27 protein-coding genes are annotated in these 26,409 nt (G+C 41.9%); 14 read left to right on the top strand and 13 right to left on the bottom strand.

Translation table 11 applies throughout. The annotated features are described in order from the left end of the window. Positions 1-21: 21 nt before the first annotated feature. Positions 22-354 (bottom strand): DUF2147 domain-containing protein, encoded by a 333-nt coding sequence (locus tag H9N25_RS00600; protein WP_169501910.1) that lies wholly within the window; start codon positions 352-354, stop codon positions 22-24. A gap of 113 nt (positions 355-467) precedes the next feature. Here H9N25_RS00600 and H9N25_RS00595 point away from each other — a divergent pair, with 113 nt between their 5' ends. Further along, on the top strand, positions 468-1,028 hold the full coding sequence (locus H9N25_RS00595; protein WP_190327586.1) for a Crp/Fnr family transcriptional regulator: 561 nt from the start codon (positions 468-470) through the stop codon (positions 1,026-1,028). Positions 1,029-1,272: 244 nt separating this feature from the next. Then, complete coding sequence (locus H9N25_RS00590; RefSeq protein ID WP_190327585.1) at positions 1,273-1,782, top strand: GNAT family N-acetyltransferase; 510 nt, start codon at positions 1,273-1,275, stop codon at positions 1,780-1,782. A gap of 241 nt (positions 1,783-2,023) precedes the next feature. Here H9N25_RS00590 and H9N25_RS00585 read toward each other — a convergent pair whose 3' ends face one another. The 7 genes from H9N25_RS00585 to H9N25_RS00555 all read right to left on the bottom strand — a co-directional run bounded on the left by H9N25_RS00585 (position 2,024) and on the right by H9N25_RS00555 (position 11,915). Next, entirely contained in the window at positions 2,024-3,109 is a 1,086-nt protein-coding gene (locus H9N25_RS00585) for an alpha/beta hydrolase family protein (protein WP_190327584.1), read from the bottom strand. Continuing rightward, a complete protein-coding gene (locus H9N25_RS00580) occupies positions 3,109-5,109 on the bottom strand; it encodes a TlpA family protein disulfide reductase (RefSeq protein WP_190327583.1) in 2,001 nt (666 codons plus the stop codon). Before H9N25_RS00580 ends, H9N25_RS00585 begins: the two co-directional genes overlap by 1 nt. 67 nt (positions 5,110-5,176) lie before the next feature. Then, entirely contained in the window at positions 5,177-6,574 is a 1,398-nt protein-coding gene (locus H9N25_RS00575) for a RagB/SusD family nutrient uptake outer membrane protein (protein ID WP_190327582.1), read from the bottom strand. Positions 6,575-6,585: 11 nt separating this feature from the next. After that, positions 6,586-9,552 (bottom strand): SusC/RagA family TonB-linked outer membrane protein, encoded by a 2,967-nt coding sequence (locus H9N25_RS00570; protein WP_190329057.1) that lies wholly within the window; start codon positions 9,550-9,552, stop codon positions 6,586-6,588. Then, positions 9,465-10,178: a carboxypeptidase regulatory-like domain-containing protein gene (locus H9N25_RS00565; protein ID WP_190327581.1), complete on the bottom strand. Its 714-nt coding sequence runs from the start codon at positions 10,176-10,178 to the stop codon at positions 9,465-9,467. The genes H9N25_RS00570 and H9N25_RS00565 overlap by 88 nt, the downstream gene beginning before the upstream one ends. 37 nt (positions 10,179-10,215) lie before the next feature. After that, on the bottom strand, positions 10,216-11,235 hold the full coding sequence (locus H9N25_RS00560) for a FecR family protein (RefSeq protein ID WP_190327580.1): 1,020 nt from the start codon (positions 11,233-11,235) through the stop codon (positions 10,216-10,218). Between the two features lie 86 nt (positions 11,236-11,321). Further along, entirely contained in the window at positions 11,322-11,915 is a 594-nt protein-coding gene (locus tag H9N25_RS00555; protein ID WP_190327579.1) for an RNA polymerase sigma factor, read from the bottom strand. Between the two features lie 61 nt (positions 11,916-11,976). Between H9N25_RS00555 and H9N25_RS00550 the strand changes: the two genes are divergently transcribed. From H9N25_RS00550 to H9N25_RS00505, 10 genes are all read left to right on the top strand, one after another. Next, a complete protein-coding gene (locus H9N25_RS00550) occupies positions 11,977-12,150 on the top strand; it encodes a hypothetical protein (RefSeq protein ID WP_190327578.1) in 174 nt (57 codons plus the stop codon). Positions 12,151-12,153: 3 nt separating this feature from the next. Then, on the top strand, positions 12,154-12,936 hold the full coding sequence (locus H9N25_RS00545) for an SDR family oxidoreductase (RefSeq protein WP_190327577.1): 783 nt from the start codon (positions 12,154-12,156) through the stop codon (positions 12,934-12,936). A 10-nt stretch (positions 12,937-12,946) separates the two neighbouring features. Beyond that, positions 12,947-13,381, top strand: coding sequence for a DUF2147 domain-containing protein (locus H9N25_RS00540; RefSeq protein ID WP_190327576.1), 435 nt, complete (start codon positions 12,947-12,949; stop codon positions 13,379-13,381). Between the two features lie 13 nt (positions 13,382-13,394). Continuing rightward, a complete protein-coding gene (locus tag H9N25_RS00535) occupies positions 13,395-13,598 on the top strand; it encodes a hypothetical protein (RefSeq protein WP_223833521.1) in 204 nt (67 codons plus the stop codon). 3 nt (positions 13,599-13,601) lie between these two features. Then, on the top strand, positions 13,602-13,958 hold the full coding sequence (locus tag H9N25_RS00530; RefSeq protein WP_190327574.1) for a hypothetical protein: 357 nt from the start codon (positions 13,602-13,604) through the stop codon (positions 13,956-13,958). An 8-nt stretch (positions 13,959-13,966) separates the two neighbouring features. After that, positions 13,967-14,875, top strand: a complete 909-nt coding sequence (locus H9N25_RS00525) for a helix-turn-helix domain-containing protein (protein ID WP_190327573.1) — start codon at positions 13,967-13,969, stop codon at positions 14,873-14,875. Between the two features lie 140 nt (positions 14,876-15,015). After that, positions 15,016-15,870: an AraC family transcriptional regulator gene (locus H9N25_RS00520; protein WP_190327572.1), complete on the top strand. Its 855-nt coding sequence runs from the start codon at positions 15,016-15,018 to the stop codon at positions 15,868-15,870. A 60-nt stretch (positions 15,871-15,930) separates the two neighbouring features. Further along, positions 15,931-16,761, top strand: a complete 831-nt coding sequence (locus H9N25_RS00515) for an NAD-dependent epimerase/dehydratase family protein (RefSeq protein WP_223833520.1) — start codon at positions 15,931-15,933, stop codon at positions 16,759-16,761. A gap of 179 nt (positions 16,762-16,940) precedes the next feature. Further along, complete coding sequence (locus H9N25_RS00510; RefSeq protein ID WP_190327571.1) at positions 16,941-17,510, top strand: Crp/Fnr family transcriptional regulator; 570 nt, start codon at positions 16,941-16,943, stop codon at positions 17,508-17,510. 78 nt (positions 17,511-17,588) lie between these two features. Beyond that, positions 17,589-18,449 (top strand): SDR family oxidoreductase, encoded by an 861-nt coding sequence (locus tag H9N25_RS00505; protein WP_190327570.1) that lies wholly within the window; start codon positions 17,589-17,591, stop codon positions 18,447-18,449. Between the two features lie 134 nt (positions 18,450-18,583). On the opposite strand, the gene H9N25_RS00500 is transcribed toward H9N25_RS00505, so the two are convergent. Further along, positions 18,584-18,970 (bottom strand): winged helix-turn-helix transcriptional regulator, encoded by a 387-nt coding sequence (locus tag H9N25_RS00500; protein ID WP_167292838.1) that lies wholly within the window; start codon positions 18,968-18,970, stop codon positions 18,584-18,586. 141 nt (positions 18,971-19,111) lie between these two features. Between H9N25_RS00500 and H9N25_RS00495 the strand changes: the two genes are divergently transcribed. Both H9N25_RS00495 and H9N25_RS00490 read left to right on the top strand, forming a co-directional pair. After that, entirely contained in the window at positions 19,112-19,903 is a 792-nt protein-coding gene (locus H9N25_RS00495) for an SDR family oxidoreductase (RefSeq protein ID WP_190327569.1), read from the top strand. Positions 19,904-19,924: 21 nt separating this feature from the next. Beyond that, entirely contained in the window at positions 19,925-20,248 is a 324-nt protein-coding gene (locus H9N25_RS00490; RefSeq protein WP_167292836.1) for a nuclear transport factor 2 family protein, read from the top strand. A 400-nt stretch (positions 20,249-20,648) separates the two neighbouring features. On the opposite strand, the gene mqo is transcribed toward H9N25_RS00490, so the two are convergent. From mqo to H9N25_RS00470, 4 genes are read right to left on the bottom strand one after another with little or no spacing between them, the layout of a single operon-like run. Next, entirely contained in the window at positions 20,649-22,226 is a 1,578-nt protein-coding gene (gene mqo, locus H9N25_RS00485) for a malate dehydrogenase (quinone) (protein WP_190327568.1), read from the bottom strand. A gap of 21 nt (positions 22,227-22,247) precedes the next feature. Beyond that, positions 22,248-23,444 (bottom strand): cation:dicarboxylate symporter family transporter, encoded by a 1,197-nt coding sequence (locus H9N25_RS00480; protein ID WP_190327567.1) that lies wholly within the window; start codon positions 23,442-23,444, stop codon positions 22,248-22,250. A gap of 47 nt (positions 23,445-23,491) precedes the next feature. Continuing rightward, positions 23,492-25,084, bottom strand: a complete 1,593-nt coding sequence (gene pckA / locus H9N25_RS00475) for a phosphoenolpyruvate carboxykinase (ATP) (protein ID WP_190327566.1) — start codon at positions 25,082-25,084, stop codon at positions 23,492-23,494. Between the two features lie 11 nt (positions 25,085-25,095). Next, the gene (locus H9N25_RS00470; protein WP_190327565.1) at positions 25,096-26,400 is read right to left on the bottom strand and encodes a cation:dicarboxylate symporter family transporter; all 1,305 of its coding nucleotides are present in this window, start codon (positions 26,398-26,400) and stop codon (positions 25,096-25,098) included. Positions 26,401-26,409 lie beyond the last annotated feature (9 nt).

The following is a 26,409-nucleotide window of genomic DNA, read 5'->3' as shown; positions in this document are numbered from 1 at the left end:
AGAAACAAATAATTTTCGTGCTTACTGTTTTACCCAATACATGGTTTTTGAAAAAATGCCTTTATGCGCTACAATTTTTAGTTTTTTTCCCTCCAGGTAAATTTCGCAATTGCCTTTCTGGCCGGTTTCGTGGTTTTCCGCTGTTCCCTTCCATTCATTTTTTTCAAAACGTACATTATAAAGTGTTGGACGGCCTTTGGGATCAACACCGGAAAATTTTCCGCTATTATTGGAAATGGTGATAATGACACCATCTTCGGTTTTCCATTTGCCTGCAAAATTATCATTGGCAGATTGGGCAAAGCCAATAGCTGTTATAAACATCGCTATAAGGCAGCATAATACTTTCTTCATGATCTATTATTTTAATGATTTTGATACTGCAAAGTAAATTCAAAAAATCTGCAGTGTTTTTAATATATCTTAAAAAATGATTGATAGATTTGCTTTAACCAGATCAGCTAGGGATGGAATTGATAAAATATTTAAATACAGCGACAAAACTTTCCCCTGGTGAAGCGGAACACGTAGACAGATCATTTTCAAAAAAGGAGTATGCGAAAAATGTATTATTGGAACGGCCGGAAAATTTCTCTAAGCAGGTATATTTTATCGAAAAGGGGCTGGTAAGAGCTTTTTATTACAAAGAAGAAAAAGACATCACGCATATGTTCTTTGATGAAGATAGTTTTCTGGTGGCTTTTGAAAGCATTTTTTTTAATCGTGCGCATCCATATGGGTTGGAGATTGTTGAGCCGTCCAACGTGCGAACCATTTCTTACGCACAACTGGATGTATTATGTAATACCATTCCTGCATTTAAGGATCACAAGCTATTGGTGGCCCTAAAGATGATAAGTCGACTGTCGGAAAAGATTTATTCTTTACAGTTCCATTCGGCAGATCAGCGGTACAAAGATTTACTACATACCACGCCAAACATTTTACTGCGTGCTCCATTAGGGCATATTGCCTCTTACCTGGGCATTACGCAGCAAACATTAAGTGTAATAAGAGCTGGAAAATAGCAATGGCGTTTTAAGTAAATTTTCAATCGTAAAGCTAATAGGCTTGGGGAAAAGCTTATTTATGACTTATTTAAAATGCTGCGATATGGTAAAAAGCCAACGCAAAAATATATCGAAGAAGACAGGTACTACAGGCCTGCTAAAATGGCCTCTTATAGTGTATTCCTGTAGTTACAATATCAATCAATTGGCTCCCTGCTAAATGCTATTGAGGATTAGGTTATAAATAAATAAAACAAACAGAATGTTAGATGAAATCGATATCAGAACCGAACTAAGGCCAGGAGATTTATCGTATGTGATCTACAAACAAACGCTGCTGTATCAGCAAGAACACAACCTGGGGATTGAGTTTGAATCTTATGCCTTTGCCGGCATGCATGAATTTTGTGAGAGTTATGACCCTGAAAAAGACAGGGTTTGGGTTTGTGAGCACAAGAAAAAGATCATTGGCTTCATTTTACTGATGCACCGCGAAAATAACGCTTCGCAGCTTCGTTTTTTTTATATCGATGCTGAGTACAGGGGCCTTGGCCTGGGTAAAAAACTCATGCAGCTTTATATGGATTTTTTCAAAGAAAAAGGCTACCAATCTTCTTATCTGTGGACTTTCCAGGGCTTGGACACTGCCATTTCCTTGTATACGAGGCATGGCTTTAAACTTACAGAAGAAAAATTATCCAAAGCTTTAGGAAAACTGGTGAATGAGCAACGTTATGACTTATCGATCGGTGAAGAAATGATCCTTGTTTAGATCCAGCCGATTTCTATCTGTGCAACCCGGATTTCCCTAACCCTGACAATTCGGAAATCCATCAGCTGATCCATGTTCTAACGCTAATCCCCTGGAGTAGAATGAACTAGGAATCGTTTCGACCTGCTTATGTTTAGCGGTAAAAAGAGCCAGGATATCCATCCTGGCCTTCGTCATTAACTACAGGATATCCATCCTGACCATCATCATTAACTAACTATACTTCTATTCATTTGTAGGATTACTTAACCGTTTTATAAAGCCAATCTTTGATTAAGGTCAGTACTTCCATTGAAAAGCCAGATTGGATTTTCGAAATTTCTTTATTGTCGCAACTTTTGCAAGGCAACATTAAATGGTTCAGCCCCGGAATTTTCGCTGTTGTTACCTTCTTGTTTCCTCCCGCCAGCGCGAACTTTTTCCAATTGGCCAGATTATCATCGGCGGCTACCATTAAGTCTTTATCTCCATTAATGGCGAGAATAGGAACCTTGATCTGTCCAATGGTTTTTTCGGCATCGTACCGGATAAAATATCGATACCATACCCCTTTGGAGTTTTGTACATAACTATAAATTGGAAAACGGAAATGGTCAAACTGGATATTCAAGGTTTTGAAATAGGCATCGTCCTTAACTTTCCATTGCTGGTAAACATCGTTAAGCTTCATTTCCAGGCTATCGGAATTTGCATAGCGATAAGCTGTTTTAAACATAATGGCATTAATTTCATTTGACCGTTTCTTGTCGTAATCCGGCAATGACGATGCAGCAATAAGATCTGCGTTCTGTTTAAGCTGGGCATCCAATCCGCTCATGGCCAAACCGGCAATACTCACTAAAAATTTAACGTCTTTACTTTCAGCGGCGGCAATGGAGATTGCTGCTCCGCCTTCGCTGTGCCCCATCAAACCGATTTTATCAGGTTCAATATCTTTTCGCGATTTTAGGTAGGCTACTGCGGCGAGTGCATCTGTAGCAAAATCGCCGGTGGTTGCCGTTTCATAAACTCCCGTTGTTGTACCTACGCCCCTGTCGTCAGTGCGTAACATTGCAATTCCATGTGCTGCAAGATAGGTGGCAATCTGCTCGAAAATCCGGTGTCCGGCCATCGTACCGTTGCGGTCCTGCTTGCCCGTGCCCGATACCATAACCACAGTTGGGAACGATTTCTTGCCAACAGGTTTGCTTAAGGTGCCGCCAAATACAATTTTACCATCGGCGCTCTTAAAGCGAACACTATCTGATGCCACCTCAAAAACCTTTTCCCCCTGCGCACTTGAAGAAATTGCCGAAAAAAGCAGAAAAATAAAAGCAAAGTATCTCATTATTTGCCTGTTTTTGTAATATCAACCATAGCAGAAATCTCGTCTGCCAGTTCAGTAGCACTGCCTTTAAAACCGACCGTAATAAAACGGGCATTTCCATTGGAATCGACAATTATTTTTTGTGGGATCCCGGAGATGTTAAATGCCTTGCAAACGCGTTCGAATACTTCGCCGGTAGCTTTGGCATCTTTTGCTTTATTATCAAACAATACATTGAAATTGTAATGGTTATCCTTAATATATTGGGCAACCTCTGCTTTATAATTTGCCGATCGTTCTTCGGTATCTACAAAGTAGAAAACAACATTTGGATCGCTTGCATATTTGTCGACAGCCAATTTCATTCCCGGAAAGGATGCTTTACAGGGCACGCACCAGGTTGCCCAGAAATCGAAAACCACGGTTTTTCCTTTTAGATCACCCAACTTCACGGTTGCCCCGTTCAAATCTTCCATAGCAAAATCGACCATCGGCTTACTGAACATCTCTTTTTTGATTTCTTCAGCCATTTTCACCCCTCTAACGCTATTTCTCAAACCATTTAAATATTGGTCGTAGCCCTTTTCACCACCGGTTCTTTTGATGTACATATCCTTAAGCATCGATAACATTTCAGCACTGCTCTGGTTTTCAAAAACACTTTTTTCCAAAAGGATCCTGAGCGCTGGCTTGTCGCCAAGATGGACTAAAATGTTGGCCAACTCTGCATTTAGGGCAGCACTTGTGTACCCAAGCAATAATTTAGATTGGTTGGCATAACCCAATGCCTGTTGGTAACGACCCGCTGCATTTAATAAATGAACATGAATTGGCAGAATGCGTTTGGCGATAGATCCGTTCACGAATTTAACCCATTCTGCCGGAGAAAAATAAGCGTATTCATCCGGACGGTTATCCCTGAGCATTTCGATTCTTTTTATTATTTTTTCAGAAACCGGAAGCAGTGCTTTTTCCGTTACTTCTTTTCTGCTGAAGGGAATTTCTACAATTTTATAGTAAAGCGTTGGCAACATGCTAAAAGGCATTTTTCCGATGTATTTATCCAGCTCAGCGTAGTTCTTATCGGCATAAGCGCCCAAAACAATGATGTTCTGATAAATCGTTGGATAATCTATTCTGTTTTCGCGGGCAAATTCTTCATTGCCCCCTTGTTCGGGAAAATCGATCAAAAACTGCCTGTTAGATTTTAAGAGCAGGCTCACATCCGACCCTACCGGCATCGCTTTAAAAGCATTTAAACGAGCCAGGCTACCCTTTGGGAAACGTTGCAGCATTACCTTATCGACTGAATCAGCAGTGGCCTTGTCTTGCACAATCCTAAGGAGTATTTTTCTGGCGTTTAATAAATCTACCTCACTGGCATCGGCTCTTTTAAGATAATTGAGCACGCTTTGCAATCGTGGGCCAGCGTTATTTTTATAAGTTGCTTTTGTTGCAAGTGCATAAGGGTAAACAAGAACTGATTTTGCCGATTGGTTAAAGCTTATCTCCTGATTTAACCAGTGGTAGGTTGCCGAATCACTAATACCTTCAAATTTGATGTAACCCGGAATGTCCATTCCATATTTCGGGGAACGTGCCAGCCCCCATCCTGCATAGGCACCCTTTGCGATTAAACCTGCGCGGTCTTTATCCAGAAACATGGTAAAATACCCCTCTTCTTTGTTATTATCTACCAGTGTATCAGCCTTAAATTTCACTGCGATTATTCCGCAGTCGGCTGGAACCTTATATGGTGCTTTCCAAACCTTACCACTGCCTCTTAAGCTCAGATCTGATGCATACCACTTGTAGTTTCGATAAGCATAAACCACTGCACTAACATTTTTTTGGTTGTTCAATATGGTGCCTGCCGCATCGTAAACGATTTCAATATCCTGTCCCGGATTAGCCTTTTCCGGAACAATGCGAAAGCTGGTGTGCGTTTGGGCAAATGCCGCACCTGCCCATAGCGAGAGCGTGATTAAGAACAGGACTGATTTTTGAACTCTTTTTTTCATTGGGATTGGTTTAGCTGCCGGACAAAATGCCCGGCAGCATGTATTTGTGTAGTTGTTATCGCTTTGTTTAGGGATTTTTTTCCAGTTCAGGATTCAAATTGGTCAAGAATTCTGCGATCGGAAATACATATCGGTCGCTGTTAGGATCCAACGTATAGGTTATGCCTGAAAAAGTTTTGGTATAGGTGCGCTGGAAAGGTGCTTCATTTTTTAGTCTTCGCATATCCCACCAACGCAAAGGGCGCCCAAAGAATTCACGGCGACGTTCCTCTACCACCTTTACCACAGCATCGGCTGCGCTCGCTGCAGTTAAAGCAACATAGTCAGCTGGTTTAAACCGCTTAACCCGAAGGTTATTAACCAATAACATCGCTCCAGCAGCATCACCGGATCTGGCAAGTGCTTCTGCTTTGATTAGCATCATTTCAGGAACAGAAGGTCCAACATTACGCGCTTCTCCTATTGCGCGATCGCGGTAGAAATATCTACCGGTATAATCGGCAGATATTGTAGATGCAGGAACAGTAAAGAGTGTATAACGCTGATCTTTTGTACCCAACAGACCTACCAACTCATCACTTAAGCGATATGCCGTTGGGGTAAATGAAATAGTTCCATTGATTGGGGTTTTAGACAGTAAGATTTCCGGATCGAATACTCTTCGTGGATAATTAGCAGTAGTTACCGCAGTAATTGTGCTTAAATCATTCAGGGTACTTCTCACCGCTAATGCCTGGTCAGCGAATTTTGATGCATTAGCATAGTCTTTCATATAGAAATAACAACGTGCCAACAGCGCATAAGCGGATACCTTGCTTGGTAGCGTGTTATAAGCCTGGTTATTAGGCAGCGAAGGGATCGCGGTAGTCAAGTCGGCAATGATCTGATTGTGCACAGCCTGGACTGAAGCCCTATTTAGTTTTTGTGATAAGGTCTGCGTTAAGATCAGAGGCACGCCAAGATCAGTTCCCGCAGTTGAAGCATTATAGGGTTTACCGTAAAGGTTTACCAAATTTAAATAAGCATCTGCGCGGTGAACTAAAGCTTCAGCAGTTAGTGCGGCCTTTTCATTATCTGTACCATTACTTGCTGGAAGCTCATTGATGATCGTATTGCAATAAAAAATTAAGCTGTATTCTGCATTCCAGTTATCGTCCTGTTCATAACTTACGTTCCCCACCTGATAAATTACTGGCTGCCAAGAATATGCACGGAGGTAATAACCATAAAAAAGCGAGTTCAAAGAATTCAACTGACTGGCATCGACGATATTAATATCATCCGATGCCAGCTCAAAAAGACTCGGACTACGTTCGAGACTCGACGAAGCGTTTAACAGGTAGCGGTAATTCTGAGTTTCTTTTGGAACCAGGTTTCCCTGGGTTTTAATGTCCACATATTTTTTACAGCCGGAGAAAGCCAATAATCCGGCAATGATCAATGGGTAAGAATATTTAAGGTTCATGTTCTGCTGGATTAAAAGTTAACGTTCAATGAAAAGCTATAAGATACTGTTGCAGGAAGGCCAAGCGTAGTGGAGCTCAAGTTTCCTGTAAAATCAGGATCGATCCCCTCTTTGTTTGCTGTCCACAATAGGCCAAGGTTTCTAACCGCAAAACCAAAATCCGCAGTTTTTACTGCCTTAGTAATCTTATCAACCGGAATACGGTAACTTAAAGAAAGCTCACGTAAACGGATATAATCTCCTTTAAGCACATTGATATCAGATTGCATATATCTGGTTAAGCTTACTGGAGATGAAGTGCCGGCTACACCTGGAACATTTGTAGTCAGTTCATCACCAGCTTTTCTCCACCGAAGTGCAACATCTTCACTCAAATCATATTTGGTTCCGTTACGCAATGTAGGGTACCCGGAGATGGTGGGTTTTAAGAATACGCTTCCGAACTGATAAGTAGCAATCGCCATCAAGGTAAAGTCTTTATATCTTAGAGCGGTATTTAAGCTACCAAAGTGAGGGGCAGTTGTTCTGCCAGCATATTTTAATGCAGCTAAAGAAGTAATGTTTTGGTTAGCTGGAATTTTCTTTCCGGTCTCATCATAAATCAAAGTCAATCCATTGGCATCCAGTCCAGCATTCTGGTAAACAAAAAGCCTATCAGTGGGATATCCCGAGATGGTAGGAGAAAATGCTGGGCTTGAAAATGTTTGAGAGTTGGCTACCATACGATCATCTTCCACTTTATTGGTGTTATAAGAATAATTTAGTCTGGAGGTTAGCTCCCAATCACCAGATTGAATAATGGTTCCGCCAATACCCAAATCGACACCATTTCCGGTCATTCTAGAAGAGTTTCTGGTTAGTGTTGTAAAGCCATAAGTTCCGTTCAGTGGGAAAGAAAAATATAAATCTCTTCCTTTTTTATTGTACACATCCACGGTACCATTCAAACGATTTTTGAAAAAGCCGAAATCTAAACCAATATTAGCAACATAGGTCTTTTCCCATCTCAGTTCCGGGTTGGCCGGCGCAATAATGCTAGCCGTTGGAAGTCCTGTAGGTGAATCCACATTGCCGATTGAAATATAGGTGAAAGGGAAAAGCGTGGTTGAGATGTTTCCGTTCACGCCATAAGTGGTGCGCAGGCTTAAATTAGATATCCAGCTTTCGTTCTTTAAGAAGGATTCTTTACTCACATCCCACTTGAATCCTCCAGACCAAAGCGGTGTAGCCCTGAACTTACGGTCCACGCCAAAGTTGTTATAATCATCATATCTTGCGCTGGCTGTGAGGGAATACTTTTGTTTATAAGTATAAGCAGCGTTAGCGAAATACGATAGGTAGCGACGTGTTTTGTCCCCTTGAGTTGGCGCGCCCGAAAGGCTTTGATTAAACCCTTGAACTGTTGCATAAGGAGTAAAATAGTTTACTGCACGTGATATACCAGTTCCCATATTGTAGCCGTAATAAGTATTTAATCCCTGTCCAACTATAGTTTGGCGGATTTCTGTACCAGCGAGCGCAGTAACCTGGTGATCCGTTCCGATCTTATCATCATAGTTCAGCTGCGCGCGGGCGTTATAATTGTTATTGGTAGTATTGACCAGTGACAAGATACCAGCGCCCGGTACAAGACCTATGGAATTGGTCGTTGTAGTTGCACCTGCTGCCGGAAGCGGCGTGAAAAGATTCACCTGGTCGCGGTAATAATAACTGTTTTCATTATAATAACGGCGCGTTTTACTAAAGGTGCGTTCTGTTCCAAAAAAGCCTGTTGCCGATAAACCCTTAACAATAGGAACATTAAGGTTAATGTTGGCCGAATAATTATTATCTTTTTGGGTATTGTCAGCATTGTCAAGTTCATCAAGCGCGTTATATCCCCAGTTCAGAAAACCTTTACTGGGAAGCGTGTTCTGCCATCCAGAATAATAACGGTTAGAGCGTTGAACACGGTTTCCATTATCATCTACGACCTGGTTGTAAGGCATGAAAGTCACGGCACTTGGACTGTAAAAGCTGTTCAGCGAAATACCATTGTTCTTTAGATTGAAAAAGGCACCTTTGATACTCGTAGTCAGGGTAGCTTTTTTAAATAACTTGAAAGTATTGTTCAGGGTAATGGTTAAACGCTCACCTTGGGTTCCTACGGCATATGGTCTTTCCTTACTGTAAGAGGCAGAATAGAAGTAGTTGGATGCATTGCCACCACCTCTAACTGCTAGATTATATTGTTGGTTGGCTGAAGGCTGCAAGAAATATTGTTTGATCTGATCGCGGCTATCTCTAGAGGTATATTGATCAATTGCATCCTGATAAGCGGCTTGGGTAATAGTACCTGCTTTTAGTTTAAAGTATAGATCTGTAGCATCAGCAATTGGCTGTCCAAGTGCCGTTGCAGCATTTGGTGTAGCAATTAAACCCTTGTCCACTAATTCTCTCTCATACTCAATGGTCTGAGCCGAGTTCATTGTACGTAGGTAGTCAAGATTCGGAGCGCTTGATATCGCGGCCGTAGCCGAAAAACTTACCGTTGGCGCCTGATTATTTATTCCACGTTTGGTTGTAATAACCATTACTCCGTTGGCAGCCCGTGTTCCCCAGATTGATGCCGCGGCAGCATCCTTCAAAAATGTAATGTTTTCTACATCATTTGGATTAATAGTAGATATGTCCAGCTGGGTGATGGCACCATCCACAACAATTAGTGGAAAGCTTTCACCTAAATAGGTACTTGTTCCACGTACCTGCATATTATAATCGCTCTTGCCTACCGTACGGGTATCACCCCCAATAGCAATCTGACTATTACCATATACAAAGCTATTATCACCCGAAGTTAAACTGATTTTCACACCTGGAGTAGTTGTCTCCAAACGCTGTATTAAGTTGGCTACGGGGTTTTCTTCAAGTCCTCTGCGGTTACAGTGCTGAAAGCACCTGTTGAGCGCTCTTTTGGAAGGGACTGATAACCATTGGATACAATGTTGACATCTTCCAGTTGAGAATAAGAGGCAGGTTTTAGGCTAATGCTTCTGTTTTTCTGGAGTTCGGCAACACCGAAGACTTTGCTTTCATAACCTAAATAGCTCACATAAACCTCAGTTGTACCGTTTGGCACCAACATCGAAAACTTTCCGTTGGCATCAGCGCTGATCGAACGGTTAGACATATTGGCCTTTATAGTTGCTCCGGGAAGCGCGTCTCCATTTTCATCCGTTACTTGTCCCTGGACAAAAATTTCTTGTTCACCTGGAGCTGGATTAGGTTTTATTGCTCCACCTTGATTGGAAGAAATTGTAGTTTCTCTGCTTACGATGGTATAATTACCTTCACTCACATATAGAAACAACAGATTATTGGGATACAATACACGTTTCAGTACCTCATCAAGATTTTTTGCCTTTAAGTTTTCTACATCCGTTGTTTTGCCCTGCACAATTTCGTGCTCGTAGGCAAACTTAGCATTGTATTTTTTTGAGATCGAATTTAGTGCTGCTTCTACTGAAATGGTTTTCCCCGATTGCGCCATTGCCGGCGCAACAAAAATCACAGACATAAACAACAGATAAATCCAGCCCAGTAATCGGGTAAATCTTTTTTTCATTTTTGTTTGGTTGTTAGTTGATATATTAATAAAACAGTTAATTCCTGTTTTTCAGATAGATTGTTTTTCCTTCTTTTTTGACATCTACATCTAAGATATTTTTGAGCGTAAAGAGCAGACTTTCTTCACTCTTGATCGAGATGGCACCGTCTATTTTCTTTTGCAGGAGCGCAGGGTTATCGACAATGACCTTATAGCCATACAGATCCTCAAATTCTTGCAGGATATCGCTAACCTTTGTTTGGTTTACGATGATCTTACCACTCAACCAGGCTGTCTGGACTTCAGCGGTTTGCATCTTTTGAACAGCAATTCCCTTCTCATCAAAATCAAGCAGTTCTCCGGGACGAAGCATATACTTTCTGCCTGTCTTTTTAGATTGTACCTGAATTTTGCCTTTTATAAGTGTGACATTGGTTTTGTGATGACGATCTTTCAGGTTAAACTCTGTACCTAAAACCTGCACCGCCACACCATTGGTAACCGCTACGAAAAGTTCGCCCCGTTTAATTTGGTCTGGTGTTAAATTGAGGTGTTTAACTTTAAAATAAGCCTCACCATCCAGGCGAACTTCCCTTCTTGCCTTCCAGTTAAAGGCCCGGGCATAACTTAAGGTAGAGTTTTTGTTCATCCTCACTTCAGAACCATCAGGTAAATGCACCAGGAGGTCTTCAGCGTAATCTGCCCGGACTACAATAGTAGAAAGGAAGTACCAGGAAAAACAGGTTGCCATCAGGATGATGCTTGCAGCACCCGAAAGCCAGATTGTTCTTATCCGTTTGTTCTTTCTTTTTCGCTCGAACTCATTAATTGAATCATTTATATCCATTAAAAGATTTTCGCGAAAAGATGGAGAAACACCGATTTCGCTATCGCTTAAAATAAGCTTGAGCTGAATCACCGCACTTCGGTATTCCTGAATGTTTTCAGGCGATTTTTCCGTCCAGTTACTCCAAAAGATTACGTCATCAGGATAACTATATTTTACGAACCGTAAAAAGTCTTCGTCAGCTAAAAAATCTCCTGTTTGAAATGAATGGTAAAGTTTGCTGGTCATATTGATCATCCCCTCTTAGGTCTTTCAATATGAAGACAAGAAAAAAAATGAAATTACCCCACGGAATTTTATTTTTTTTTAAAAAATTAATTCTTTAAGCTCAGCAAGATGGCTAAAAGCATCATTTTATCAATATTCAAAACTTCGCGAAGTGCCTCTAAAGCCCGGGCGCTAAGTTTGTAAGTGCCTTTTATGCTTAAATCCATTATCGTGGAGATCTCAGCATAGTCTAATTCTTCAAAATACCGCAGGTAAATGATCTCTTTTTGCCTCGGAGTGAGTTTATTCATGGCCAGAGAAAGCTGCCTGACCTGCTCGGTCTGCTCTTCCTTTTGGATAAATGCCGATTCAACCGAAAATTTTAAATCAAAAACCTCGTTGGCTTCCAGGTCTACTTTTTGAAATCTTCCTTCAACATTTTTAAAATTGATCATGTTATTTCTTAGCGCAGAGATCAGGTAACCCCTTAGGTTGTTTACCGGCGGGAGTTTTTTATGGTTCACCCATAAATGCACAAAAAGGTTTTGAATGCAGTCGCGAGCCGCGTCTTCATCCTGCAACATGCGCATACCATACTGATAAAGGGAAGAAAAATATCTCGAATAGATACTATTCAAGGCAATTCTGTTACCCTTTACCAGGTTGCCCCAAAGGTCTATATCATTTAAATCGTTTGCCACTTAGAGAAGAATATTCAAATAACCAAAAAAAATAGCTCAAAACAGAATTTGAAATGGGAATATGCTATTTTATTTCATACCGCCAAACAGGAAACAATGTGTATGTACCGATCTCAGGCATACGGTATTACCTGTTGCCGAAGCCGATCATCTTCCTTTTGACTACAACCTTGCGACTTTTGGATACATTGGCTTACCCCCATTGGCCGAACTTTGTATCAACAATAGTGAGTAATATATGGATTTAAAGAATAGCACCATCCTGATCACAGGAGGGACCAGCGGTATAGGTTTGGAGCTTGTTAAACAACTTACCGAACAAGGATCAACAATCATTGTTACAGGTCGTAAACCAGAGCCCTTACATGAAACCAAAAGGCGTTTCCCAAATATACACCTCTTTCAAAGCGATGTAAGTAACCCGCAGGATATTGAGCGCCTGTATAAAGAGGTGACCCAACAATTCCCTGATCTGAATATCATTGTTAACAACGCAGGGGAGATGCGGTTGCTTGATGTTCAGGACGCCAGCAAGGGCCTGGAAAACATCACACGTGAGATTGATATCAATCTTACCGGAACAATCCGGATGGTGCATCAGTTTTTGCCCCACCTGATTAAAAAGCGTACGGCAGCAATTGTGAATGTTTCCTCTGCCATTGCTTTTATGCCTTACTCAACGGCTCCGGTTTACAGCGCTTCAAAAGCAGGTGTTCATGCCTATTCCCAGGCCTTGCGTTTGCAGTTGAACAAAACCAGTGTCAAGGTATTCGAGCTGATCCCTCCGGGTGTAAATACCAATCTCCAGAATGATTGGATACTGCCACCTAATCCCAGCCAAATGATGGACGTGGATAAACTGGTTAGTGTAGCCATTAAAGGATTGCGGAACGACACACCCGAGATCAAGCCGTTCCTGGTTCAGGTAATCAAATTTTTAAGCCGCCTGATGCCTAAGCAATTGATGAAGTTAGGCCACAGGGAATTTGAAAAATTTAAACAACTCAATAAAAAACAATAAACAATCCGTTATGAAAAAATCAATATTAGCAATGTTTGCGCTGCTGTTATCACTGGCCACTTTCGCACAGAAACTCCCTGCTGATGAAATTACAGGGATCTGGAAATGTGACGATTATAAGATCGAGGTATTCAAAGCAGGTAAGACGTACTCGGCCAAGCTCTTATGGTCAAAGGTGATGTTCGAAGCAGATGGTAAAACAGCAAAGAAGGATGTTAAAAATCCTGATGAAAAACTCCGCAAGAGGTCAGTACAAGGCCTTACGCATATCACCGATCTTGTTTACAAGGATGGCGAATACGTTGATGGCAAATTGTATAGCGTAGATGATGGAAATACCTATAGTTTAAAAGGTAAACTGAAAGGTCCTAATGATCTTGAAACCCGGGGTTACAAAGGCATCCCATTGGTAGGAAAATCATTTAAATGGAAAAGGGTTCAGTAAATTTTTAAAAACAATGCTCATGAAAGATCATAAAGACCACCTGTCGAGGTTTTGGTTCATCGTTTCCAATGCCATCCCTCCTATTGGGTTCTTCCTTTATTTCAGACACAGGAAGGCCTATCCAAATAAGGCCAAAAGCGCTTTAACAAGTGCAATGATCGGCGTGCCGCTAGCCATGCTCGGAGGTTATATCATGAACACTTTTATCCTTGATTAAGCCATGATAAGAAACATAGCTTCCGCACTGCTGCTGTTCATTTCGGTAACGCTCAGTTTTAAGCACGCTTGGGATACGCTGCATTATAAGAACAATCCGGAATCTGTTAAAGCGATGGAAAATTTAGGGATCAGCGAAACATTCATTCCATATCTGGCTTCTGTAGCCATAGTAGTCGGCGTGCTTTTGCTCATCCCCAAAACCTTTTTCCTAGGTAATATGCTGAATGCAATGCTGATCGCGATGATTATGGGACTGGCGGTGCGGGCGGGAAATTACCGTATGGTGTTAATTGAGATTCCATTTTTAATCATGCCATTAGTGATGATATGGCTAAAATATCCGTTTAAATTCAAGTAACTTGCATTATGGCAAACAGCAAACCCTACCGGATCGGTTCCATAACGGAGATACACCGTTTGATGGGGCTTTCTAAGCCCCACCACCCCTTGATCAGCATCGTTGACCTGAAAGGCCTGAGAAATGACACAGGTATAGATGCGGTTGTATTCGACTTATATGTGATATCTATGAAAAGAGGATGTGATGGCTTACATTACGGGCAACAGAAATACGACTTTGACGAAGGGCTCATGGCCTTTATGTCTCCCGGCCAGATTCTGCGTGGCGAAGAGAACGGTGTACCTCCTGACCTGGATGGCTGGATGCTTTTCGTACATCCTGACTTTCTCTGGAACACATCACTTGCTGTTAAGATCAAGCGCTACGAATACTTTAGCTATGCAACCAGCGAAGCACTGTTTCTCTCAGAAAAGGAAGAACTGGTGATCAATGACCTGGTCAGGAATATTAAAGCTGAATATTATTCCAATATGGATAAGTTTAGCCAGGATATTATTATCTCGCACCTGGAAACTTTGCTGAATTATGCCGAACGTTTTTACCAACGCCAGTTCATCACCCGGAAGATTACGAACCACCAGATATTAAACCAGGTGGAACAAATTTTAACCAGCTATTTAAACAACGAAGCCCTGCTTTCTAAAGGGCTGCCAACGGTGCAATACTTTGCCGATGCTTTAAACCTATCTTCTAAATATTTAAGTAGCCTGTTGAAACAACTAACCGGCCAGACAATGCAGCAAATCATCCATGAGAAGCTAATTGAGAAGGCTAAAGAAAAATTATCTACAACCAGGATGTCGGTAAGTGAGATCGCTTATCAGCTTGGTTTCGAGCATCCGCAGTCTTTCAATAAATTATTTAAAAGCAAGACAAAGCAAAGTCCGTTGGATTTCCGGCAATCCTTTAACTGAAATATTTGTTTTAGCAACAGACGTAACGGGTTTGTAGCCCGGCAAATTATTCTGCCAATCGTTTGAGATAGCCTAACCTCGCTTAAAATAAATGATAGCGATTAATGGGTAACTTTGTTTAATGATGATCGTTAGAAATTATGGCCATTAAAACTTTTCCTGAAAACCTGAGTCAGAACAAAGGGCTTTCCATACGTATTGTTTCCCCTGAATTTGGGCATCTGTCGCCGGAGTCAGCGGGTCAATACGGTTCCGCCCAACGGTTGCCTTATTATTTCTTTCTTTTCGTGCTGCAGGGGAACAGCCAGGAGATTATTGACGGGGAGCTTATCGAAATAGGCAAACATGAACTTTTTTTTGCGTTGCCTCACCAGGTCAGGCAACTCCCTTCAACTGGCCATAGCGGAGATTATTATAAACTGGGATTTGACGATGAGTGTCTTTTACGATTGCCGAGAAAATTCCCCTTTTTGCTCAATCCCCTGAACCGGCAAAAAATCAGCTTTCTACCTGATGCTGCACTCAGGCTTTGGAATACGTTTAAGATTTTAAAAGAACTGTTACACACTGTCGACAGTAATCCGGAGCTGATCCTGGCTTACCTGAACAGTCTGCTTACAGAAATAAATGCTGCTTATTTTGTACTGCATAAAAAACCTGCGCCAGCGGGCCTTGATAAATTTTTAGGGTTCAGGCTGTTTGTAGAAGATAACCTTACCGAGCAACCTGCTATAACGGAAATCGCAGAAAAGCTGGCCTTAAGCACCGATGGTTTGTATAGGATCGTAAAACAACATTCCGGTGTTTCACCTAAGGAATTCATCATCGACCGTTTAATCATAGAGGCACGGCACCGGATGTATAATGAACCCAATACCTCTGTAAAGGAACTGGCATTTGAACTCGGCTTTAATGACCCGGGTTATTTTTCGCGTTTGTTCAAAAAAGTAACCGGTAAGACGATAGCTGCCTTTTATCAGGATTTGTCCCTGTAAAAGCGGTTTTTGTCCGAACCTAACTACCGCATTAGCACCACCTTTGTCTAAAAATAATTCATGATGAACAGACAATTTGGTAAAATATTGGTAACTGGTGCAACCGGCTTAGTAGGCTCAAGGCTTCTGCCCCGCCTTGTTGAAGCAGGATATAATTGTTCTGCACTGGTACGTAGCAAAGAGGTTCCAGTTGGAGTAACTCCTATAGAGGGCGACTTGTTCGATCAGCCGACACTGCAAGAGGCCGTAAAAGATGCAGTAGCCATCATTCACCTGGCCGCCGTATTCCGATCACCGGATACAGACCTGATCTGGAAAAGTAACCTGGAGGGTACACGCAACCTCATTAACGCCGTAAAGCGTAATGCTGCAGATGCCCGCTTCATATTGGCAAGTACCAGTAATGTTTATGACGCAGACAACCCGCACCCCGGCCGTGAGGACGATGCGCTTAGCCCGCAGCATGCCTATCCGGCCAGTAAAGCGGCTGCAGAAAAGGAATTACGCGAAAGCGGATTGAATGGGTCGGTTCTCCGTTTCCCGTTTGTTTACGGTGATGGCGACGGCCACCTGGAAGAATTGCCTAAACACGTAGTTGCCGCTAAATTTCATCCGGCAATGCGCATGAGTACGATCCACCATCGCGATATATATACCGCCATCATGATGGCTTTACAAGGGATCATGGATGGCCAGGTAGTTAATATCGCAGATGAGGCACCAATAACACTTTACGAATTATTGCAACTTGTTGGCAAACCGATGGCCTCATCTGCAGCCCCACTGGTTAACCCCTGGCACCTGCATGTCGATGCATCGCTGGCCCGTGGTTTGGGCTTCCGGGCTTCGGTGAGAACAGTCTACCAGGCGGCGCAAGAAAACCTGCTCTGACAGCTATATAATTTTTTTGGTCGGCGCCGGAATTACAGCAAAGAGGCAGGCGTCTTCTTTAAGTCGCTCTAACCCAAAGCTCCTGGATCGTTCAGGGGCTTTGGGTGCTTATGTCTGGCTCAGCTCATTTTTTACCATATGGTAAATGGCAGCTTTGCGATGTCTGCTATCTTTACCTAATGGAAGCATTAATAAATCTTATCTTGCAATTTGGTGACCTGAACAAACAACAAATCGACTTTTTGCTGAACAAGGTTGAAATGCTAGAATTCAAAAAAGATGATTACCTGTCTGAAGCCGGGAAGGTACCCCGCTATGTGGCCTTTGTGCTGGAAGGCGTGTTCCGTTTCTGTTATTATAACAACAAGGGCGAAGAAGTGACCAATTATTTTGTTGACGAAGGCAATTTTGTGGTGGATAACGAAAAATTTGAATCGCAAATCGCCGCCACGGAATATGTACAGGCCGTTACCGCCTGCCGAGTGCTAGTTTTTAACAAAAAGGACTGGGACGAGATATCTAACACCATTGTCGGTTGGGAAATGATGAAAGCCAACATGGTCAAAAAATGCCTTACGCTGGCTATGGAACGACGCAGTCCGCTGGTTTCAGAAGATGCCACCACGCGATATTTGTCGTTCATCGAGGGCTTCCCCAACCTCATCAACCGCATTCCGCTTTCGTATGTAGCCTCGTACCTGGGCATTACCCAGCAATCGCTGAGCCGTATACGTCGTAATATCCGCTAGCGATGCTTTTTACCAAATGGTAAATGTTTTTTGAGTGCCATTCTCAACCTTTGCTTATTCATTTAAAAATACAAAAAGATGAGCAAAAAGATCGTATTAATAACCGGAACAAATAGTGGCTTTGGCTGGCTTACCGCCCACAGCGTGGCCGCCTTAGGGCATCAGGTATATGCCACAATGCGCGATACCCAGGGACGTAATGTTGAAAAGGCCCAGGCTTTAGCCGCAGTTGAGAATATAACCGTTTTGGACGTTACCCTGACTGATGATGAAAGCGTGAAGCAGGCTGTTGATGCCATTTTGGCCAAAGAAGGCACTATTGATGTGTTGGTGAACAACGCCGGTTACGCCATGACCGGGGTAGCCGAGAGCTTTACCACGGCCGATGTGCACACTACTTTTGATATCAACGTTTATGCCCCCTGGCGACTGATTAAACAAGTGCTGCCTGCCATGCGTAAACAGGCCGAGGGACTAATTATTAATGTAACCAGCGGCTTTGGGCGGGTATCGTTCCCGTTCGCGACCATTTATGCGGCCTCCAAGTTTGCGCTGGAAGGAATAAGCGAAGGCCTGCATTACGAGGTGAAACGTTTAGGAATAGATGTGGCGCTCGTGGAGCCGGGTGCTTTCCCGACAGAAATGCAGCAAAAGAACAATCCTGCATCTGATCAGGGTGTATTTGAGGGCTACGGCGCCATTGCCGGTATACCCAACAAAATGGTAGCCGCATTGGGTGGAGAGATGCAGGCTAAAAAACCCAACCCACAGGATGTTGCGGATGCCATTGTAAAATTGATCGGTACCCCAAAAGGCACCAGGCCATTACGTACGGTAGTAGACCCTATAACCGGCCAATACATTGAAGCTGCCAACCAGGCGGTAGCAGAGCAATTTACAAAAGGATTGAAGGTGTTCGGGATGGGTGAGTTATTGTAAGCGGAACGGATGTAATGAGAACGGCAGTAGCTTAGGCAACTGCTGTTTTTTTGTTTTTACTTGTTGGAGCATTTACAGGTAACACCTTTTTAATGTAAGAAGATAAAAATAGAAAGATACCATTGATAAACAGATTAACTGATTAGGGTATCGTCTAAATCAGAACCCACAACTTGTTTCAAAATTACATCCCGCAAACGGTCTTCGTGTTCATCGCTCCATTGCCCTAATGTAGCAATCACAGGAATTAACGTTTTACCAAATTCGGTAAGGTTATATTCTACTTTTGGCGGTACAACGGGATAGATTATTCTTGTAACCAGTTCGTGTTCTTCCAATTCTTTCAACTGAATATTTAAAACCCTGCGCGAGGCATCGGGTATTTTACGTTGCAGCTCACTTGGTCTTTTATGTCCTTCATTGATAAACCAAAGCAAACGGATCTTCCATTTGCCGTAAAGTACCTCACCTATCAGGTCAAGACCGCAATTCAAGTTCGGTATTATTTTTCTCTTATACATCTTGTAAAATTAAACGTATGAATCAATCTACGCAATAGGGGACTAATTTATCCCTATCTGAATCGTAATTCCGTACTTGTCTAAACTTCTTTTATGCGCCAATTTTGTCCTGTAATTAATTCTTAAAAGTAGAACATTAAAATGGAACAGTTTAATTTCAACAATGAGTTATCAGGTAAAATTGCCCTGGTAACCGGAGGGACAAAGGGAGCCGGAAGTGCAATTGCAGAAAGGCTTTTGCAAGCCGGGGCAACAGTTATTATTACCGCAAGAAACGCTCCTGAAAAAGATAACAGCAATCTGCATTTCATTCCTTCCGATTTGAGTAAGGCCGCGGGAACACAAAAAGTAATCAGCGAAGTACTATCAACGTATGGCAGACTGGATATCCTGGTGAACAACCTTGGTGGTTCATCAACACCGGCCGGCGGTTTTGCTGCATTGAGTGATGAAGATTGGGAATCAACCCTGCAAGCTAATCTGCTCGCACCTGTCAGGCTGGACAGGGGTTTTTTACCACAAATGATAGATCGAAAAAGTGGTATCATTATTCACATCGCATCCATTCAGGGCATATTGCCGCTGTACGATTCTACTTTGCCGTATGCCGCTGCAAAAGCAGGATTAATCAATTACAGTAAAAGTTTATCTAATGAAGTTACGCCAAAAGGTGTCCGTGTGCTAACGGTTTCGCCAGGATGGATAAACACAACAGCATCGATTGCGTGGTTGGGCGAGATCGCAAGAAATGCAAATAGTACGGTAGAAGAGGCGCAGCAAGGTGTAATGGATGCATTGGGCGGGATACCTTATGGCAGGCCTGCCGAACCGGAAGAAGTAGCCGAATTAGTTGGTTTTTTAGTTTCACCAAGAGCCAATTATTTAACAGGAACAAATTTTGTAATTGACGGTGGAACTGTACCTACTATTTAATAACCTCAAAAATAAAAAATAATGAACTTACCGAAAGTAGTATCAGATTTAGTAAAAACGCAAAACAACTTTGATAGCGTGGCTTACGCAAATTGTTTTTCCGAAACAGCCATCGTTTATGATGAAGGCAAAACGCACAAAGGACGAAAAGAGATAGAACATTGGATTGCGGATGCCAATGAGCGGTACGAGGCTACCATGCAGCCCCTAAGCTTTGAAGAAAAAGAAACGGAAAGCATTTTAAAAGCAGAAGCTTCAGGAAAATTTGACGGAAGCCCTATTGTATTGAGTTATCATTTAGAAATAGCTAATGATTTGATACAGTCATTGAGCATTACAGGATAAGTGGATTGAGACTGTATTATATGGTCATCCTGTCCAAAGGGCTCCTACGAGGAGCTTGTCGAAGGATCTCTTTTAAATGCCTTAAAGGTGTTTCAATACTTCAGCAAACTCAATACAGGCTAAGCTCAACTCAACAAATTAGGAGCGAAATTATACCTTGTGATACAGTCTCATTCTTTTTCCTATGAATTTAATTATTAATTTTCAATCAATGGAAATTCTGAAATAACTTTCAAATGTTCAAACGAACGCTTATTCATACCACTGACGAAGGCCCTCCAAAAATGTTTTTCTGAGTTATTTTACTTCATTTTATCGAGTCGGAGACTCTTTTCTATTGGCTAATCCGTAGAACTCCTACGGAACTCTACGGATAGTGGCGAGATAAATCAATCTACCTCTATTTACCTGCTTTCCAAGTGCTATCAAGCACAAAAAAATTCAATCCCAAAGTTTTGCTGTTAGAAGACCTTACCTGATTAGCCAACGCCACATCCTGTGAAAGCATTTTACCATAGGACGGGATCATTTTGCGCAATCCCTGTTGCCAGGCGTTGGAGGCCACCTCTTTCGGAAAGCATTGTTTGAGCAAGGTGAGCATAATGTCAACAGATGTTGATGCTCCTGGCGAGGCACCTAAAAGGGCTGCAAGGCTGCCATCTTGTGCGTTCACTACCTCTGTTCCGAACTGAAGAACTCCGCCATGAGTTTTATCTTTCTTGATAATCTGTACCCTTTGCCCTGCGGTTTCGAGTTTCCAGTCTTTGGCTTCAGCTTCAGGGAAATATTCTTTTAGCGCCTTCAAACGGTCTTCATCAGACTGTGTAACCTGCCTGATCAGGTATTTTGTTAAGGGGATATTATCCATTCCGGTTGACAGCATAGGCCACATGTTTTTCAGGGTTATAGACCGGGTAAGGTCAAGGTAAGAACCCTGTTTTAAAAATTTTGAAGAAAACCCAGCGTATGGACCGAAAAGAAGTGCTTTTTTCCCATTAATGATCCTGGTATCCAAATGCGGAACCGACATTGGTGGTGCGCCTACTCCTGCTTTTCCATATACTTTTGAGATATGCTTTTCTACTATTTTCTGATTGTTACAAACCAACCATTCCCCGCTCACCGGAAATCCGCCAAAACCTTTTCCCTCGGGTATTTTGGATTTCTGAAGTAGCCTTAAGGCCCCGCCCCCTGCGCCAATAAAAACGAATTTTGCGCTTATGTACTTATCTTTTTCAGTCTTGAGATCTGTAACCGTTACCAACCAGCTGCCATCTGGATTTCTTTTAAGGTTCTTCACCTCATGATTCAACTCTACCTTAACCCCTTTTTCCTTTCTTAAGGATGAGATCAGCCCCCGGGTTAAACTACCAAAATTAACGTCTGTACCAATTGACATATAGGTAGCAGCAACTTTCTGCTTACGGCTTCTACCTTTCATTACCAGAGGCATCCATTTGGCTAGCGTATCGTAGTTTTCTGAATACTTCATTCCTTTAAAAAGCAGTTGTTTACTTAAAACATCGTAGCGTTTTTTCAGGTAAAGTACGTTTTTATCGCCCCAAACAAAACTGATATGTGGCACATTATTTATAAACGAGGTTGGTGCTGGCAGCTTGCCCGCGCTAACCATATAGGCCCAAAACTGTTTTGAAACCTCAAAATGCTCATTTATAGAAATTGCTTTTTTAAATTCAATTTGCCCATTTGGCAATTCGGGAGTATAATTGAGTTCGCAGAATGCAGAATGCCCGGTTCCAGCATTATTCCATGCATCAGAACTTTCAGCGGCAACAAGGTCTAATCTTTCATAAATGTTTATCTTTAATTTTGGATCCAGTGTTTTGATCATTGAACCTAGTGTTGCACTCATTATTCCAGCCCCCACCAGCACAACGTCTGTTTGCTCCTGCGCTTCTTTATTTCTGCAACCCACTATAGCTACAGAAATAAGCAATATGAGTAGTATATTTTTCATTCTAAATTTAATCTTAATACGTTAAATGTTTTTATCTTTTGTGTTTGAAACAACGAGCGCCGCCACACCATGCCCGATGGTGTTGGTAATTGCTCTTGCTTCACTCATAAACCGGTCGATGCTAAGCAATACAGCAAGTCCTTCAACTGGAATACGTTGAATGCTGTTTACTGTAGTTATCAATACCAGAAAGCCGGTGCCAGGAATACCGGTTGCACCTTTCGAGGTAAGCAGAATAATCATTACTATATTTAAAAGTTCTGCCCATGAGAAGCTGATATTGTATAATTGGGCTAAAAAAATCACAGACATACCCAGGTAAACGCAAGTACCATTAAGATTTAATGAGTTTCCCATAACCGTTACCACTCTTACAACATCACGCTTCAAACCTATAAGTTCCAGACGGTCCATTAACAAGGGAATTACTGAACTTGATGAGGAGGTTCCCAATGCATATAACAGCTCGTTTTTGATGGCGGCAATAAACTTAACGATGTTCACCTTAAGCATAAGCAAGATTGATCCAAGAACTAAAAAAACAAAGAGAAACATGGCGATGTATGTACCTGCGAGCATCTTCCCGATGGGTAGTAAGCTATCCGTTCCATATCTGCCTACCGTATAGGCTATGCCACTAAAGGCAACAAATGGCGCAAATACAAAAATATACCGCAGCAATTTCATCACAAACTTCCTGAGTAGATCAAAAAAACAAGTTGCTTTTTTTTTAAGTCTGGACTGATTGATGATTAAGCCTAGCACAACAGCTGTAAGCAGTAATATCAGCATACTGTTCTGAAATACTACGTTTACCCAATGGGGATATTGACTGGTAATTAACTGGCCCGGTAAAATTTCAGAAAGTAGCGCTTTATTTATCTTTCCCGGCTGGATTAATGAGGCAATACCAATACCGAAAAGGATAGCGCTTGTGCTGATCAAAACAAAATAAATTAAGGCTTTTATGATAATTTGCCCTATTGATTTCAGATTTTCAAGACCGCCGAATAGTGTTACAACTGTGAGAAAGATTACCGGAGCTACGAAGGGCTCAATAGCCGAGACGAAAAGGCTACCTATCCATTGCATTTTAGTAGCGCTAGTTGGATAAAAAATGCCGCAGAGAGTCCCAGCGACTATTGCAAGAATAATCTGTAAGCTCAAATATTTATTGAGTTTATCTATAATCAGGTCTATTTTAGCGATCAACTTCAAGATGAAGGTGTTAATTTTCGTATCTTTGAATATAGTAAATCTACCTGTTAATCTAACAATACCGGGGCAGCCTTCTTAATAATCTCACTTGCATGGGCGATGTATTTTGAGAAATGTTGTTCAAAAAGCATAGCCAGTTCAGCTGCTTTTTTATCATATTGCTGAACATCCTCCCATAAATCCCGGGGATTTAGGATTTCTGCTGGCACCCCTTCACAGCGCTGCGGTACCGAAATCTTAAATACCGGGTGGTTAACAAATATGGCGTCGTCTAATTTACCATTCATGGCTGCAGTAATAAGTGCCCGTGTATATTTTAGACTTATACGGTTTCCTATTCCATAAGAGCCACCAATCCATCCGGTATTAACAAGCCACACATTAATTTCCGGGTTAGCATCCAATTTCTCACCTAACAGCTCCGCGTATTTTAAAGGATGAAGAGGCAAAAACACGCTTCCAAAACACGCAGAAAAGGTTGACTGTGGCTCGGACACCCCCATTTCTGTACCTGCTACCTTTGCTGTGTAACCAGAAATAAAGTGATACATGGCTTGCCCCTTATCTAGCTTGCTTATTGGTGGGAGTATTCCAAAGGCATCACAGGTAAGAAAGAATATATTTTTGGGTATCCCCCCTGTTGATGGTTCTTTAGCATTTTTTATAAACTGAATTGGATAGGCTACTCTGGTGTTTTCTGTTTTGGAAATATCCGAAAAATCTATGCGCCCATCAGTATCTATAACTACGTTCTCCAGTAATGCACCGGGTTTGATGGCCCCGAAAATTTCAGGCTCTTTCTTAGGGTCAAGATTTACCGCTTTAGCGTAACACCCTCCTTCAAAATTAAACACGCCGTTTTCCGACCAGCCGTGTTCATCATCACCTATTAATGAACGGTTGGGATCTGCACTCAGTGTTGTTTTGCCTGTACCTGAAAGGCCAAAAAATAGCGCGACTTTACCATCCTCACCTTCGTTGGCCGAACAGTGCATACTTAAAACATTACGTTGTAAGGGCAAAACATAATTTAATACACTAAAAATCCCTTTCTTCATTTCTCCGGTATATGCCGTTCCACCAATTAAAATGATCTTGCGGCTAAAATTGACTACAGTAAAATTCTTTTGACGTGTCCCATCAGTCTCTGGGTCGGCAAAGAAACCTGGGGCCTGCAAAATAAGCCATTCCGTGTCCGGACTAAGCACATTATGCGCATCCGACCTCAGAAAAAGGTTGTGGCAAAATAGATTTGCCCATGGCGTTTCATTAACAATACGAATGGTTAATCCAAACCTTGCATCAGCACAGGCATGAACATCTCTCACCCAAACTTCACGTTCAGCAAGGTAGCTTCTCATTTTTTTATACAAAACATCAAAATGAGCCTTCGAGATAGGTCGGTTTACTTCTCCCCAATCAACAGTATCGCTGGTTGTTTCATCGATTACGGTAAACTTATCTTTTGGCGACCGGCCAGTAAAACTTCCGGTATCTACACACAATGCTCCTGTATTGTTCAAAATTCCCTGGCCTCTTTCCAGTGTCTGTCTAACAAGTTGCGCTGCTTCTAATTGATAATGAACATACTTACCATAAAGCTTGAATCCTAATTCATGAAATGTTTCTGCTGTATTCATTTGATCTAATTTTAGTATACCAATTCTTTTTTTATTACCTTATTTTTTTGATTTGCATTTGATCGCACATCATCATCCTTTTGTGGGTGAAACTCTTTCTCGCTTTGCGCAACAACGATTGTAGCCACCCCGTTACCGATAATATTTGTTAATGCGCGTGCTTCACTCATAAATTTATCTACCCCTAAAAGAAACGCCAGTCCTTCTATCGGAATCTTATGGATAGCGGCAAGTGTTGAGGCTAAAACAATAAAACCACTTCCTGTTACACCAGCTGCACCTTTTGAAGTCACCATCAGGATCCCGATGATACTTAACATCTCCCATATCGAGAGATGAACGCCGTAAAGCTGGGCAAGAAATATAATGGACATAGAAAGATAGATTGAGGTACCGTCCAGATTAAAAGAATAGCCTGTTGGAATAACCAGCCCAACAACAGACTTGCTGCAGCCCATCTTTTCGAGTTTTTGCATGATCGAAGGCAATGCCGATTCGGAAGAAGATGTGCCCAAAACCAGCAATAATTCTTCCTTAATGTATTTGATAAATTTCCAGATACTCATTTTGTAATATCTCATAATGCCGCCCAAAACCAGAAATATAAACAGCCCCATGGTGAGATATACTGTTCCCATGAGCTTGGCCAGGGGTATGAGGGTATGAAGTCCGAATTTGCCAATGGTATAAGCCATGCCGCCGAAGGCACCAAGCGGTGCGAGATACATGACATATTTTAAGCCCAGAAACACTTTTTTAGATAAATATTCTAAGCCAAAAACTGCTTTTTCCCGATGTTTAGAATAGTTAAGAGCGATTCCAACAATTATAGCAACCAATAATACCTGAATGGTGAGGTTATTCATAAAGAAATGTACCCAGTCAAAACCTTTTTCTGGCGATGAGGTGTACTTCGAGGCATTTTGAATCTGCAAATTTGCTTTGTCAATGTTTCCTGGTTTGATAAGAACAGCCATGCCAATACCTATGGCGAGGGAAAAAGTGGAAACTACTTCAAAATAAATGAGGGATTTGATACCAATTCTACCAACCTTTTTCAGATCGCCCATGCCACTTATACCCAAAACAATGGTCAGAAATATAATTGGGGCGATAAAGAGTTTAATAATATCGATGAAAGTTTTGCCAATAATTTCCATTTTAACGGCAATTGCAGGGGCAACAGTGCCCAGTAGAACGCCTGCAATAATGGCAATGAGCACCCAGAAAGTAAGGTTGGTTACAATTCGCTTCCAAATGCGGCGAGTCGCCTTGGTTTGCTCATCTAATGTTTGAGGTAATTTTTCGATTAACATTGGCTCTTT

This window comes from Pedobacter riviphilus, from assembly GCF_014692875.1.
GTDB lineage: Bacteria > Bacteroidota > Bacteroidia > Sphingobacteriales > Sphingobacteriaceae > Pedobacter > Pedobacter riviphilus.
Note: the sequence above shows the minus strand (reverse complement) of the source record. Positions and strands in the feature narration are given on the sequence as shown.